7 protein-coding genes and 23 tRNA genes are annotated in these 13,810 nt (G+C 69.2%); 5 read left to right on the forward strand and 25 right to left on the reverse strand.

All coding sequences use genetic code 11. The features are described from left to right. Nucleotides 1–13: 13 nt before the first annotated feature. Nucleotides 14–3,280, reverse strand: a complete 3,267-nt coding sequence (locus ABEA24_RS09960) for a S8 family serine peptidase (protein ID WP_345430411.1) — start codon at nt 3,278–3,280, stop codon at nt 14–16. Nucleotides 3,281–3,630: 350 nt separating this feature from the next. Here ABEA24_RS09960 and ABEA24_RS09965 point away from each other — a divergent pair, with 350 nt between their 5' ends. From ABEA24_RS09965 to ABEA24_RS09980, 4 genes are all read left to right on the forward strand, one after another. Further along, nucleotides 3,631–3,828, forward strand: a complete 198-nt coding sequence (locus ABEA24_RS09965) for a hypothetical protein (RefSeq protein WP_345430412.1) — start codon at nt 3,631–3,633, stop codon at nt 3,826–3,828. A 316-nt stretch (nt 3,829–4,144) separates the two neighbouring features. After that, nucleotides 4,145–5,761, forward strand: a complete 1,617-nt coding sequence (locus ABEA24_RS09970; protein ID WP_345430413.1) for an FAD-binding oxidoreductase — start codon at nt 4,145–4,147, stop codon at nt 5,759–5,761. Between the two features lie 248 nt (nt 5,762–6,009). Further along, nucleotides 6,010–6,255 carry a hypothetical protein gene (locus tag ABEA24_RS09975; RefSeq protein ID WP_345430414.1) on the forward strand — a complete coding sequence of 82 codons (246 nt, stop codon included), beginning with the start codon at nt 6,010–6,012 and terminating at the stop codon, nt 6,253–6,255. A gap of 111 nt (nt 6,256–6,366) precedes the next feature. Continuing rightward, complete coding sequence (locus ABEA24_RS09980) at nt 6,367–7,260, forward strand: hypothetical protein (RefSeq protein WP_345430415.1); 894 nt, start codon at nt 6,367–6,369, stop codon at nt 7,258–7,260. Between the two features lie 268 nt (nt 7,261–7,528). Here the strand turns inward: ABEA24_RS09980 and ABEA24_RS09985 are convergent. From ABEA24_RS09985 to ABEA24_RS10100, 24 genes are all read right to left on the reverse strand, one after another. Further along, a tRNA-Tyr gene (locus ABEA24_RS09985) sits at nt 7,529–7,612 on the reverse strand. Nucleotides 7,613–7,614: 2 nt separating this feature from the next. After that, a tRNA-His gene (locus ABEA24_RS09990) sits at nt 7,615–7,695 on the reverse strand. Nucleotides 7,696–7,697: 2 nt separating this feature from the next. Continuing rightward, nucleotides 7,698–7,769 (reverse strand) — tRNA-Val (locus tag ABEA24_RS09995). A gap of 33 nt (nt 7,770–7,802) precedes the next feature. Next, nucleotides 7,803–7,874: transfer RNA gene (locus tag ABEA24_RS10000), tRNA-Arg, on the reverse strand. Nucleotide 7,875: 1 nt separating this feature from the next. After that, nucleotides 7,876–7,950, reverse strand: a tRNA-Val gene (locus ABEA24_RS10005). 1 nt (nt 7,951) lies between these two features. Next, nucleotides 7,952–8,027, reverse strand: a tRNA-Asp gene (locus ABEA24_RS10010). A gap of 191 nt (nt 8,028–8,218) precedes the next feature. Then, nucleotides 8,219–8,295: transfer RNA gene (locus tag ABEA24_RS10015), tRNA-Arg, on the reverse strand. 21 nt (nt 8,296–8,316) lie between these two features. After that, nucleotides 8,317–8,387, reverse strand: a tRNA-Lys gene (locus tag ABEA24_RS10020). Between the two features lie 118 nt (nt 8,388–8,505). Further along, nucleotides 8,506–8,595 (reverse strand) — tRNA-Ser (locus ABEA24_RS10025). 5 nt (nt 8,596–8,600) lie between these two features. Continuing rightward, nucleotides 8,601–8,688: transfer RNA gene (locus tag ABEA24_RS10030), tRNA-Ser, on the reverse strand. Between the two features lie 5 nt (nt 8,689–8,693). After that, a tRNA-Ile gene (locus tag ABEA24_RS10035) sits at nt 8,694–8,767 on the reverse strand. 5 nt (nt 8,768–8,772) lie between these two features. Beyond that, a tRNA-Ser gene (locus ABEA24_RS10040) sits at nt 8,773–8,860 on the reverse strand. 5 nt (nt 8,861–8,865) lie between these two features. Next, nucleotides 8,866–8,940, reverse strand: a tRNA-Leu gene (locus tag ABEA24_RS10045). Nucleotides 8,941–8,945: 5 nt separating this feature from the next. Then, nucleotides 8,946–9,017, reverse strand: a tRNA-Gly gene (locus ABEA24_RS10050). Between the two features lie 77 nt (nt 9,018–9,094). Further along, a tRNA-Gln gene (locus ABEA24_RS10055) sits at nt 9,095–9,168 on the reverse strand. Nucleotides 9,169–9,209: 41 nt separating this feature from the next. Next, the gene (locus ABEA24_RS10060) at nt 9,210–9,818 is read right to left on the reverse strand and encodes a group I intron-associated PD-(D/E)XK endonuclease (RefSeq protein ID WP_345430416.1); all 609 of its coding nucleotides are present in this window, start codon (nt 9,816–9,818) and stop codon (nt 9,210–9,212) included. A gap of 297 nt (nt 9,819–10,115) precedes the next feature. Beyond that, nucleotides 10,116–10,191 (reverse strand) — tRNA-Leu (locus tag ABEA24_RS10065). Nucleotides 10,192–10,300: 109 nt separating this feature from the next. Then, nucleotides 10,301–10,376 (reverse strand) — tRNA-Leu (locus ABEA24_RS10070). Between the two features lie 159 nt (nt 10,377–10,535). Continuing rightward, nucleotides 10,536–10,607 (reverse strand) — tRNA-Lys (locus tag ABEA24_RS10075). Nucleotide 10,608: 1 nt separating this feature from the next. Continuing rightward, nucleotides 10,609–10,684, reverse strand: a tRNA-Pro gene (locus tag ABEA24_RS10080). 116 nt (nt 10,685–10,800) lie between these two features. Then, nucleotides 10,801–10,872, reverse strand: a tRNA-Gly gene (locus tag ABEA24_RS10085). A gap of 25 nt (nt 10,873–10,897) precedes the next feature. Then, nucleotides 10,898–10,969: transfer RNA gene (locus ABEA24_RS10090), tRNA-Arg, on the reverse strand. Nucleotides 10,970–11,262: 293 nt separating this feature from the next. Beyond that, nucleotides 11,263–11,336, reverse strand: a tRNA-Ala gene (locus tag ABEA24_RS10095). A 279-nt stretch (nt 11,337–11,615) separates the two neighbouring features. Continuing rightward, nucleotides 11,616–11,690: transfer RNA gene (locus ABEA24_RS10100), tRNA-Trp, on the reverse strand. A 404-nt stretch (nt 11,691–12,094) separates the two neighbouring features. On the opposite strand from ABEA24_RS10100, the gene ABEA24_RS10105 reads away from it, so the two are divergent. After that, complete coding sequence (locus ABEA24_RS10105; protein ID WP_345430417.1) at nt 12,095–13,798, forward strand: HAL/PAL/TAL family ammonia-lyase; 1,704 nt, start codon at nt 12,095–12,097, stop codon at nt 13,796–13,798. Nucleotides 13,799–13,810: the final 12 nt, after the last annotated feature.

The raw sequence follows: 13,810 nt of genomic DNA on the forward strand, positions 1-13,810 counted from the left end.
ACCGAATGAGTGATCAGCGGATCGAGTACGCCCGTACGATCGTCTGCTCTACCGAGTCGCCCGCGCTGTCGGTGGCGGTGGCCCGCAGCGAGACGTACCCGGCCGTCGCCGGGTTGGTCACGGTGGCGACCCAGCCGCCGCCGGAGCGTGCGACCGGTACGTTCTGCCAGGTCCTACCGTCGTCGGTGGAGATCTGCACCGTGAGTTCGGCGACCGGCGCCGACGGGGCGCCCGGGTTTCGGACGACCCGCACCGGGAGGCGCACCGTCGCGCCCGCCGCGGCCTGGTTGGCGTCGTCGAGCCCCGGCACCGGGAACCGCACCGCCTGCAGCGGCAGCGGACGCCGGTTCGCGGTGTGCCCCGACCTGAACGTCCACGCCGTGGTCACCGCGGTGGACGGTGCCACTGGCCGCTGGGCCGACACGCTCAACGTGTAGGTCGCCGGAGCCGCGGGCAGCGTCGCCGTCAGGGCCGCGTACCCGCCGTTCAGCGTCGCCGTCTTGACCACCGTCGAACCGCGTGTGAGCCGGACCGTGCCGGTGGCCCGCACGTCCCTGCCGACGTGCCCGGAGGCCGCGTCGCTGAACAGCCCGTCGCCGCCGTAGGTCAGCACGTCGCCGGTGCGGTCGCCGCCTCCGGTGCCGGGGAAGGCGGGGCCGACCGCCGCCGCGTTCCACGTCTCCGCATACGCCTTGGCGGCGTACGAGGCGTTGGGCGCGGTGAGCGTGCTCCCCTGCAGCAGGCTCCGGTCGTCCGGACCGCAGTACAGCGACCGCGAGTAGGTCTGCCGCGGGGTGACGTATTCCGTCTGCGCCGCCGGCAGTCGCATCGGTATCCCGGTGCCCACCGACAGGAAGACGTCGGGCAGCACGGGCGCCCAGACGTGGCTGCCGATGGTCTCCGCGGCCGGTGTCCGCCAGTTCATCCGGATCGCGGCCAGCTCGGCCGTCCTGTGGTGGTACGTCGGGTCGGCCGGCACCTGGCCGCGGACGACGTCGGCCAGGTCGTACCGGTACGCACTGGGCGCGGTCTCGGTCGCGTCCTGCCGTGTCCACAGCGACTGGACGTTGAAGACGACGTCGTGGTCCTGGACCGGCAGCACGCTCACCCGTCCGGGCCTGCCGCCACCGATGCCGACGAAGGCCCCGCCCCGGCCGTTGTAGGCGGACATCGCATCCAGCGTGGCGGTCGCGTCGGCCCGGTCGATGGTGACCGTGACCGGTTTCGCCGCACGGGCGTCGAGCGTGACGTGATGGTCGCTCACGCCGACGGTGTACGGCTGGAGCAGGCTGCTGACGTCCGTCCCCTGGGTGAAGACGGCGGCGTGGACGATGTACCGCTTCGCCCGCAGCCGTACGGTCGCCGTGCCGCCCGCGGTCTGCGCCCGGGTGACGGCACCCGTCGCCGGGTCGAAGAAGTCGACCCCGGTGTCGTTCGGCTGTCCGTCGCGGCCGACCGCCGAGACCGTGACGTCGTACGCCTCCGGCTCGATGTATGCGCCGACGCCCGTACGCACCACGACCTTCCCGTCCGCGGAGGTGGCGGTGATCAGCCCACTGTAGGTGCCCGGGGCCACGCCGTCGGCCCCGATGGTCGCGGTGACCCGCGCGGTCGCGCCTGGCTGCAGCGTCACCGATGACGGGCTCAACCGGACGAGGTTGGACGGAACGCCAGACGTGCGCAGCGCCAGCGTGACCGGGGCGGTGCCGTCGTTGGCGTACGTGTACGCACGGGCCGCCGACTGCCCGGCGGCGTGCGGCCAGGCCAGCGCCGCCGACACGCTGCTCGGCGTCGCGGCGACCTGCTGGGTGACGGCCCGCGCGATGTCGAGACGTCCGGTGCCCTCGTGATACGCGGACCTGTCGGCGCCGGGATGCGCGGAACCGGTCAGCGCGGCCTTCAGCCGCGGGGCCGTCCAGTCCGGGTGCTGCTGCGCCACGATCGCCGCGGCCGCCGCCACGTGCGGGGTCGCCATCGACGTGCCGGACAGCCTCTGGTACGCCGTGCCCACGGGCGTGCCGAGATCCGAACCGGCCGCCTTGGCCGCGGTGATTTCCACGCCCGGCGCGGTGACGTCGGGTTTGACGGCGTGGTCGCCGACGCGCGGGCCGCGGGAGGAGAACGGCGCGAGCGCGTCGGTGGAGTCGACCGCACCGACGGTGAGCGCCGCGTCCGCGCCGCCCGGCGACTCGATCGTGCCGTCCCGCCCGTCGTTGCCCGCCGCGATCACGAAGAGCGTCCCGGTCTGTGCGGTGAGCGTGTCGACCGCCTCTTCGAGCGGGTCGACGCCGGGCGAGTCGGCGCCGCCGAGGCTCAGGTTGACCACTCGTGCCTTGGCCGTCTGCGCCGCCCAGACCATGCCGGCCAGCACCCACGACGAGTCGCACCACCCCGCGTCGTCGCAGACCTTCCCGATCGCGAGCTTCGCACCGGGCGCGATGCCCTTGTACCGCCCGTTCGACGCGGCGCCCGAACCGGCCAGGATCGACGCGACGTGGGTGCCGTGCCCGAAGCGATCCGTCACATCCGCCGCGCCCTCGTCGGTGAACCCGCGGCTCTGCGTCACCACGCCGCCGAGGTCGGGATGCGCCGGGTCGTACCCGCTGTCGAGCACCGCGACGGTGACGCCGTCGCCGGTCAGCCCCCTGCTCCATGCCGTGGGCGCGCCCACCTGAGCGGCGCTCACGTCGTCGGTGACCCGCGACCTGCCGTCCAGCCACATCTTCGTCGTCGCCGTGGCGAACGTGGTGGGCTCGGCGGCTCCTGCGGTGAGGTCGCGCCAGGCCGCCCCGGCGTTCGACTTCGGCACGCGGGTCGCCGACATGCCCAACGCGGGCAGATTCTTCGTGCCGTGACCGTACGGCAGGACGGCGGCGCCCTTGGTGATGACCGGGATGTCGGCCGTGTGCGCGTCGTCGTACCCCCACGCCGCCAGCCGGCTCACGTCGAACAGCCGCTCGTCGAGCCGTCCCCTGGCGATCAGGCTCGCGGCGTCGGCCGGCTCCACGAACACGTGTCCGGCGTACGCCTTCACCGCGTACGGGACTTCCGCCCGGCCGGGTCCGCGGACGACCTGTACGGATGGCCTGTCACCGGTCCGTACCGTCACCCGGTCGCCGGTCAGCAGCGTGACCTGGTGTGTCACGGCCGGCTGCGGGCGCTGCGAATCGCCGGCCGCCGGACTGGACGGCTCCTCCGTCCACGTTCCCACGGCGGCGACGGTCGAGACGACGATGGCGAAAGCGGTCGCGACCCGGCCGCCACGTCCTCGCTTCCGCATTCCCGGTCCTCTCACTCGGGGTCACCGAAATGCCGGACTTAGCCGGCCCAGCGCGCGGTCTCGACCGTGTCGCGGGCCGCGCCGAGGGGTCAAGCCGACCGCGACGGGCCGTACCGCGAACCGGCGGGCGCGATCGGCAACAACCGCACGTCATGGACGCCCGCGCGGCGTCACCCGCCGTGACGAATCCTGAAAACAGGGAGAATCGCTTTCATAAGGTCGGCGCCCGGCGGGACCCGGTGTCCAGGCGCCGATGAGGCGACACGGCCAGCCGACTTGCACAACTATTGGGCGATCTTGTCGTTATGGTCGTACCTCCAGGGTCTGCGGCGAGATCATCGGAGGTGACGATGCGGACGAGCCGGTGGGTGGTCGTCGTCTGGCTGATCATCGGAGGGCTCGCCGCAGGGCAGCGCCACTACTACTCCCAGTTCGATGGGAGTTGCGCGAAGTTCGCGACGATCGGCATCACGATGATCGCCGGCCCGCTCAACTACATCGGCCTCAACCCGAGCGCCTACTGCAAGGTTCCCCAGCCCAGCAAGTGACGCCGTCCGGTGAAAGCCGGTGTCCGCCTCCACGAAAGCGGCACGGTTGTGCTGCTCGTACGCCTCCCGGCCAGCGGTACTGACCGGATGGGAGGCCAGGGGCTCCCAATACCAAACCGCCGCGGTGGAGAGAAGCGGGCCAGCCGCCGAATCCTCTGTGAGTTGGCTCCACCTGTAGGAGGGTGATGACTCCATTTCCGGCCGGACGGCGGCTGCTTAGCCTTCGAAGATCCGTACAAAAATCGCGGTCGGGCTATGCAGCGGTGGGGGCGAGGCGGTTGCTCGATCGCGCGTGATCGCCTCAAGGAGGACGACCATGGTCGAGTCCACCCGACGCACCCTTCTGCGTGCAGGCGCGGCAGCCGCCGTGTCGGGCCCTGCGGCCGCGCTCGCGGCTTCCTGGCGTGCGACGGCACAGGCCGCTCCGCAGCTCGAAGAAGTCCCTGCGTTCGGTTCGGTCACGGTGGGCCCGGACGACCCGCGTTACCGCTCGCTGGCGCTCAGGGCCTACAACCGTCGCTTTCAGGGCAGACCCGAGCAGATCCGAGTGGTCGGCTCGACAGAGGACGTCGTACGCGCGGTCGACGAAGCGGTGCGAACGGGGCGGCGGGTCGCCGTGCGCAGCGGCGGCCACTGCTTTGAGAACTTCGTGGACGACCCGGACGTACGCCTGCTCATCGACATGGTCGCGATGACGCAGGTCGACTACGACAGGCGCCGCAACGCCTTCATGGTCGAGGCGGGAGCGACGCTGGGAGAGGTGTACCGGAAGCTGTTCCTGGGCTGGGGCGTGACCATCCCCGGCGGAACCTGTCCCAGCGTCGGGGCAGGTGGGCACATCTGCGGCGGCGGATACGGGGCGCTGTGCCGGATGTACGGCCTGACCGTCGACCACCTGTTCGCGGTCGAGGTGGTCGTGGTGGACCGGTCGGGCAAGGCCAGAAGCGTGGTGGCCACCCGGGAACCGTCGGATCCCAACCGGGACCTGTGGTGGGCGCACACCGGAGGCGGGGGCGGCAACTTCGGAATCGCCACCCGCTACTGGTTCCGCTCCCCGGACGCCCAGGGCACCGACCCCGGCCGGCTTCTGCCAAGGCCGCCTTCCACGGTCCTGAGCTACTCCGTGGACTGGCCGTGGGCGGAACTCGACCGGGACTCCTTCGTCAGGCTGATGCGCAACTACGGGGAATGGGGCGAGCGCAACTCGGCATCCGGCTCCCCCGCGGCCGCCCTCTACGGCGAGTTCGCCCTCGCCGGCAAGCCCAGCGAGACCATCGGCATCTCCGGTCAGGTGACCGCCGACAGTGGCGCGGAGCGGCTACTCGACGACCTGGTGAACACGCTCGGCCGCGGCGTCGGCGCACGGCCGGTGCGGCAGTCGTCCACCCTGCCCTGGCTCGCCTCGGCGACGCAGGCGATCAACGACCCCACATCATTCGACCGCCGCCTCAAGCTGAAGTCGGGGTATCGACGGCGCCGCTTCACCGACCAGCAGATCGCCACCGCCTACCGGCACCTCACCCGGGCCGGTGACGACGATCCGTCCGGTGGCATGTTCATCAACACCTACGGCGGGCGCGTCAACGCCGTCTCCCCCGGCACGACCGCGATGCCGCACCGTGACTCGATCTTCCTGATCGGCTTCCTCGCCGCCTGGCAGGATCCGGCCGAGGACTCCCGGCACCTGACGTGGATCCGAGAGTTCTACCGCGACTTCTACACCGGTGGCGGCGGCGTTCCGGCCGGTGAGGACGACGACGGCGCATTCATCAACTATGCGGACGCGGACCTGGCCGATCCTCGGTACAACACGTCGGGCACTCCATGGCACGCCCTCTACTTCAAGGACGACTACGCACGGCTTCAGCAGGTCAAGCGCCGCTGGGATCCACGCAACGTGTTCCACCACGCGCTGTCGATCCGTCCCGCCTGAACCCCTCGCGGGGAGAAGCCCTGTTGACCACCCCTCATCCCGCGCTTAGATTGAGGAAAACCTTTTCCTGCGCGATAGCGCTGATGGAAAGGATGGCGGATGTTCAGCCGGAGAACCGTGCTCAAACTCGGGGTGCTCGGCGTCGCGGCGAAGCCATTGATCGGGCAGGGAGCGGCGTCGGCAGCGGACTCTGGACGCTCGAGCTGTCACGTCACGCCATCAAGGGAGTTCTGCGGACCCCGGCGGTCGTGAACGGTTTCGGTAAGGCCGTTCCGGAGCTCGCCGGCGTCGACACGTCGGGCGTTTACTGGGGTTCGAACGCGGTGCTGCAGAACTACCAGAACACCAAGTACTGGGACATCCCGATGTACGCGGTCTTCCGCCAGCACGTGCTGCGGGACGGCATGACGACCGACTCGGCCTTGACCGCCGCGGAAACCGAGGACATCCCGGCCTACATCAGAAGCCAGGCCGCCGCCGGCCTGGACTGGTAGCGCATGGGCTGCAGCCACCAAGCCATCCGGCAACGCGCCGAACGAGGCGAAGCCGTCGAACTTTAGAACTCCAGATAGCTCAATGGGCGGGCGATTGGAACAATCAGATACGTGAAGTCCGCGAACACGGCTGCGGCCTGGGCTGCTGCACAGGTCGCTGCCGTGCGAGACGACCCGAGAGCCCGCTTTGCCCTCATCGAGCGCACCTACCACGGCCCGTTCGGTCATGCCTCGCGCCATCTGCCGTATCGACGGGCGGCGATGTCGTTCATGCGGTGGCAGCTCCGACGCGGTGTACTGGAACCGTCGCACAGCATTCGCCCTGGTAGCCCGTGGTGGCGGGCGGTAAACGAGCGGCTGCTGCGCGACGGTTGTGAGGCTGTGGCACTCAGCGGCCATCTGCCGGGTCCAGTGTCCGCATACACGGTCGATTACTGGACGTCGTTCGCGGGCCGCCCGACCGCCCGGCGTTGGTATCGGGCGCACAACGCGAGCGTGGTCGCCGCCTATCTCGAGCATCGTGAGCTTGCCGAGGCCGAGAACGTTGCTGAGCGATTCTTCATGAACGTTGTGCTCTGCCGGGTTCTTTACGCGCACGCTCTCGTCGCCGCGCCTCGCCTGGCGCTCGGGTGGCTTCGTCCCCTCGCGCCTTTGCTCGGAGATCCCCGGCTCGGGATGACCGGGATCTTTCTAAGCCTGTCCCGTGTGCTGCCCGACGCGTATCCGCTCACCGGGGACGTCGGTGCCTACCTCGATCACGAACTCGGGTTCGGCCGTGTGCTGGACTACGGCGTGATCTTGCCCCGCCTCCAGCGGCTCTACGAATGGTCCGCCCAGGAAGTCGGCGCGCCGGGACTCCTCGGGTGCATCCGCGATGGGAGCATGACCTACGCGTGGCCCTTCGAAGATCGCGATGTCTGGCACCCGAGGCGCTCCCTCACCGTACGGACGGTTCGACGCATGCTGCCGGCACAGCGCACTCGGCGATTCACGGACAACACCTAACGAGTGCAACAGCGTCACCGGGGCCCTGTTGCCCCGGAACATCACGCCATCGGACGCTGTGCGGGGATTGACACTTGAGACGCTCCACAGGGGAAGACACCCGTCGGCCCGTCTATCGCCTTGTGGCCGTTGATCTGCGGGGATTCAATGACGCGGCCGTGAGAACGGGCAGGCAGGTTTCCATCACTCTCTTCCTGCCGGTCGAAGAATGAAGGCCCGGTCGCGTCGCCACTCGGAGTTGCGACCGAGAGCGGCCGGGTCTTTGGCGTGGTGCGCGAGGACGGAGTCGAACCGCCACAGTCGAGACGTCCCGTTTACAGCGGGGTGGGCTCGCCACGTGCCCAGCTCGCGCGGGGTGGCCGACGGGAATCGAACCCGTTTGGACGTACGTCCCCAGGATCACAACCTGGCCCTCTGCCATTGAGGATCGGCCACAGTACCCGGTGGAGGTGCCGCCCCTCCGACCTCCCGCATGTGAAACGGGTGCTCTGCTGTTGAGCTAACCGGGCTCGTAACCGCCGGCATCACCGGCAGCGCTCGCGTACCCCCAGCAGGAGTCGAACCTGCGCTCCCGGCTCCGCAAGCCGGCGCTCTGTCCACTGAGCTATGAGGGCGTGGTACCCGGTGGAGGTGCTGCCCCTCCGACCTCCGCCGTGTCGAGGCGGTGTTTCGCTGCTGAACCAACCGGGCATGGCGCTTGCGACCGGCCTCGAACCGGCGTCTTCCTCGCTGACAACGAGGTGCTCTGGCCGCTGAGCTACACAAGCAGGGAAAGCGTTGCGACCTACCCATAGTCGAAGGGGCCTCGGCCTTCCGGCGGTGACCGGGAACCGATGATGGTCAGCTCGGGTCACCAGGTCAGGGTCGCCGTCGGAAGGAGTACCGCGTACCGGGTTCGAACCCGTGATCTCATGATTGAGAGAGGGTCAGGCGTCTTTCCTACTCGACCAACGCGGCTTGGTGCGTCGCCCGGGACTCGAACCCGGAACCGTCGGCTTAGAAGGCCGCTGCTCTGTCCTGTTGAGCTGGCGACGCAGACGGGTGTCTACGACCGAGTACCCCCGGCGGGGCTCGAACCCGCACCTCGACGCTTAAAAGGCGCCTGCTCTGCCTTGAGCTACAGGGGCTTGGGCGGCCACGACTCCCCAAATCCGGCGGGTCGCGGCCATGCTCGACGTCCCAGCCGTAACCGCAGCGATCCGGCGCTGCTGCCGGCGCGCTGCGGCCAGGCGGCCGAGGACGATCTGGCGGAAGGTGAGGGATTCGAACCCCCGCAGGTGTAACCCTGGCCACCGCTTTCGAGGCGGGCGCAATACCGGACTCTGCCAACCTTCCAGGTGCGGAAGGCGAGGGACTTGAACCCCCAGCACGGCACGGGCCGTGCTACGCCGCTTCCAACGGCGCTCCTCGTCCAGCCGGACGCCTTCCTAGAGTTCCCCGAGCTGGGATCGAACCAGCGATCTCCCGCGTATCAGACGGGTGCCTTAACCTGCTTGGCCACCGGGGATTGAGCGGAGGGTGTGCGACTTGAACGCACGCGGGGGTGATCCCCGGCCTCGGGTTAGCAACCCGGCCCCTTTCCCAGCTCGGGCAACCCTCCTTGCGTACCGTCCCCGGGACTCGAACCCGGACCATCCGCGCTCTGAACGCGGTGCCTCTACCTGATTGGGCTAGGACGGCTTGAGAGTGGGTGACGGGACTCGAACCCGCCCCCCGGGCATGGCGAGCCCGGATGCCTCCGACAACACTTCACCCACACAGAGCCCCTCCCCGGTGCCGCCCCGGGCGGGCCGTTCCTACCAAGAACAGACGGACGCTGGTCCGAAGGGCGTAGCTCCGGGAGCAGGAGTCGAACCTGCAAAGCCGTGGTTCAGGGCCACGGTGCCGACGCCGATGCGGCATCCCGGATCGTTGAGCCTCCGCCGGGAATCGAACCCGGGACCGCGCGATTACACCTCGAAGGCCCTGTACTTCCTGGTTAGTCCGATCTGCTTGAGCCCCCGGACGACGCTCTGGGGGATCAGATAGCGCTTGCCGTCACCGGCGACGATGAAGAAGTAGTCGATGGTGCCGTCCGCGTAGGGGGCGTGACGGTACCGGCCGTGCGCGTTCGACTGGGCGTCGGCGACGTACTGCGTCCAGGTGATCGTGGCGTAGTAGATGCCGTTCTTCTGGTACTCGGTGGTTTTGACCTGCACGCGCTGCAGTCCGTCGTCTGACTCGACGACCAGGTCGTACGCCGTCGGCTCGATCGGCATCGACACCATGTAGCCGCGCTCGAGGAACCACTGGATCGCGGCGCTAGTCCCGAGTCGGCCCTGTACGCGGTGAGGCGGACCGCCTTTGAACGGCATGTCGCCACGGACAGCCGGAATCATGCTGCCCCGTCGGGCCGCGAAGTGACTGGTGTCGAGACCGAGTTGCTCCGCTCTCCGGCGGACCCAGGTGTTGTCGGCTTTACGCGTCTTGCCCACGGACTCGAGGACGTCGCCCCAGCAGGCCGCCGACGCGACGGCGTCGCGAAGCTGTTGGTCCGTGTACGTGCGGTGATTCGGCATACCTGAGAACATACCGACAACCACCGACATTTCTTGGGTTCAGAGCCTCTTCCCGGAGTCGAACCGGGCAACCCGGCGTTACGAAGGCCAGGCGAACACCAGTCCAAGAGGCACGAGTCGCGTGCTCTGGCCTGCTGAGCTACGAAGGCATGTACTCCTGGCCGCCGGGGGTCCCTCCCCGCGCCCCATGGTGCGCGGGTTCTCCCTCCGGCGGGCCGGCCTGGGCTGCCGCCCGACCGGCGGACCCCGGCCTGTGGACCGGTTCGGTGGCCGCCGCCACCAGCCCCCTTTTTTGCATGCGCCCGGCGGGACTCGAACCCGCATCCTTCTAGCTCTCGACCAGACGCCTCGTACCTGATTGGGCTACAGGCGCTCACGCCCAGAGCGAGGCTCTGCTCTGGTGCAACTGCTGGGGCAGGGGTCGAACCCGCATGACGAGGGCCAGGACCTCGCATCCTGCCATTGGATGACCCAGCATCGAGTACGGGAGGCGGGACTCGAACCCGCAAGACCACCGGGTTTGAGCCGGTGAGGTGTGCCAATTCCCTTCACTCCCGCAAGATGGAGGCACCGGCGCTGCGGGGAACCGCCCACAGCCCCGGTGGTCACGTCGCACCCGCGCCGTCCCGGTCCGGGCAGTGCGAGCTCTCATGACGTCGATCGGTCGGGACTCGAACCCGAACATCGCCCCTCGAACTGGGCCCGCCGCCCTCCACGTACGCCGTCGGGGGATCGAACCCCGCTCCACGGATTAAGAGTCCGCTGCATAACCAGCCATGCTCACGGCGCCTGGTCGGGATGGCCGGACTCGAACCGGCGGCCTCCGCTCCCCGAGAACGGCGGTCTCCCTACTGACCTACATCCCGTTGCGGCCCGGAACGGGCCGCTGATCGTGAGCTTCTCCCGGCGGCCGGTGATGTCCGTCCGGCCGGGACTGACGATGACCGCCCGGGGGTCGTTACTCCCGTCGGCGCAGTCGGCGAGCCGCACCCGGGAGTCGAACCCAGTTCCCCTGTTTGGAAGGCAGGTGCCTCACCACTTCGGCTTCTGCGGCAAGTGCCCGCGCTCGGCGGGCGGAGCGCCTTCACCAGGAGTCGAACCCGGATCGCCCGTTCCGTAGACGGGTGCTCTGTCCATTGAGCTACGAAGGCTGGTGCAAGGAGGCGGCCCGCCCATCAGCTCCCGGGATGGTGCACGCCGAAATCACGGCTCCCTTGCGCTGTGCGCATCTGCCCACCTGGGGCAGCCACTCGCTTTGCATGGGCGTCCTGGTGGTGGACCAGGCCGCGCGCACAGGCGGCATCACGTGGGCGTCGCCGGTCACCAGCCGGTCGACGCCGGGAGTCGAACCCTTCTCCGGGATGGTGGCCGCCGTGTCCCGCTCCACCGTGACCGGAGTTGAACCGGATCATGTTCTGACGTGCGACGTCGTACGCCGTCGCGGTGGACCCCCTCGGATTCGAACCGAGAACCCTCTCCTTGCAGGGGAGACGCTCTGCCGGTTGGAGCTAGAGGCCCTTGGTCCCCGCGCCTCTTTTCGGGCGTGGGGATCGCTCCCGCTCGGCGGCCACCGTCGCTTGGACTTCAGGTGACCGCCGGCCGGGAGGGTCACCGGACCGCCGCAGTGCAACGGCTCGCCGGTGACGTGCGCAGGTGCGGTCCTTGGCGTCGCTGGGGTTGTTCTCGGCCGAAGCCGAATATTTCCCGTGGGACGGGTATGGACTGCGCCTGCTTATTTGGTGTCTTCCGCTGTGGAGTTATCAAGTGATTCCGTGCCCCCGCCCGTAAGAAGGGGTCTGGCATGGGCGGCAGGAGTCGAACCTGCATCCTGCCGGTTTTGGAGACCGGCTGCCTATCCGCTGGCTCACCCATAAGAAAAGGCCGCTGGGGATGTTCCTCGGCGGCCTCTGGGAGTGCGACTCATCGTCTCTACCCAGGGGCCTCCAGGAACATGGGGCGCTGTCCGGCCAGGCCACACGGTTTCCCATGCCAGCCGTCGATAGGCGCGTATGTCACTGTCGGCTTCCTTCCCGGTCGCTTTCTGATGTCCATCTTAGGAACTCGCCGTCGAGGATCAACAGGTTTTTTCTGCGGCGAGCCACTCTCTGATTGACGATGGCTGGGCGCGCCTGGTTCCGCAGAACCGGTAGGCCGCTTGGGACAGTGCCGGGCAAAGAAATCCCGCTGCAATCCAAAATCGGGTATGCCGGGTTTCCCGGCCGCTCCCGCCTGGGAAGATCGCCGCTGCGAACTGGTGATCAAGGTCGGAGGCGGGGATGGCGCGACGTGCGCTCGTGGCGGTGCTGGCCTCCGCCATGGTGGTCGGTACGGGACAGGTGGCGGCCGCGGAACCGGTACGGCCGGACGCCCCGGTCCGGCTCGTGCTGGACGGTTCTCATCTCACCGTGCGCGACGCCTACGACGTGCTGGACGGGAGGCCGGTGGACGTACGGCTGGCCGGTTCGGCTGTCGCCGCCATGCGCCGGTCCCGGGCCGGTGCCATCGCCGCTCTGGCCAAGGGGGCGCGGGTCTACGGGTGGAATCAGGCGCTCGGCCCGTTGAAGGACCGCCCGCTCGACGACCGGCAGCAACGCCGGTTCCAGCTCAACGTCCTGCTGTCACACGCAGCCGGGGTCGGCCCGGCGCTGCCCGACCGGGTCGCCCGGCTGGCGCTGATCCTCAAAGCGAACCAGATGGCTCGCGGCGACGAGGGCGTCCGCCCCGAGCTGCCTCAACGCCTGCTGGACCTGGTCAATGCCGGCATCGCCCCGGTCATGCCACAGATCGGCTCCCTCGGCACCGGCGACCTGCAACCGCAGGCCGCGGCCGGGCTGGTGGCGATCGGCGGCCCGGCGCCGGCGCGCTACCGGGGTACGGAGGCACCGGCCGCGCGGATCCTCGCGATGGCCGGACTGCGCCGCGACTTCGAGTTCCAGCAGGGCGAGGCACTGCCCATGATCAGCGGCAGTACGGTCGTGGCCGCCCTGTTCCTGGACGTCATGCACCGGGCCGAGGCGCTGGCCGACGTCGCCGAGGGCACATTCGCGCTGTTCCTGGAGGCGACCCGCGCCGAGCAGAGCGCGCTGGACCCGCGGACCCACGACGAGCGACACATCCCGGAGCAGAGCGCGATCGCCGCCCGGCTGCGGACGCTGATCCGCGGCACCCAATGGATGACCGATCGCGGGCGCGCGCAGCTGGACACCGCCCTCGGGCAGCAGCCGCACCCCCGCGTACAGGACTCCGTCGCGGTCCGCGCCGCACCGCACATCATGGCGGTCCTGCGCCGTGACCTGGCCGCTGACACTGTCATCGTCGAGCGGGAGGCCAACTCTTCCACGTCCAACCCGCTGGTCTTCCCCACCGCAGGCGGGTATGAGTTTGTGATGGGCGGCAACTGGGACGGCGCCATGATGGGACACGCCGCCGACAGCCTCAATGCCGACCTGGCCGACCTCGGTGTCCTGTCCCAGGAGCTGTCCGGGCGCCTGCTCTCGCCGCGCTGGAGCTACGGGCTGCCGGCCAACCTCGCCGGCGGGGAGGTCGGCCTCAACTCCGGGATGGTCCAGGTGCAGACCGTGGCCGCCGCCCTGGTCCCGGAGATGCAGGCCGGAGCCTTCCCCGCCGGCGTGCTGTCCCGTCCCGTCAAGGACGGGCAGGAGGACCACAACACCATGGCGATGGCCTCCGTCCGCCACACCGACGCCAACGTCGACCGGCTCGCCACCATCCTGGCCGTGCAGTACCTCATGACGACCCAGGGCATCGACCTGATCCGTGACAAGATGGCCGGGCTGCCGCTCGGCCAGGGCACGCAGGCACTCCACGACGCTGTCCGCCGCCGCGTCCCAAAACTCATCGACGACCGCTGGATGAGCCCTGACCTGCAGGCCGCCACCGACATGGTCAACAACGGCGAACTCCGCGACGCCGTACGACACGCCGAGTCCACGACCAGCACCTCCGGTAAGAGCGCGTAGGCCGGACCGGCT

Source organism: Actinoallomurus vinaceus (assembly GCF_039542055.1).
GTDB lineage: Bacteria > Actinomycetota > Actinomycetes > Streptosporangiales > Streptosporangiaceae > Actinoallomurus > Actinoallomurus vinaceus.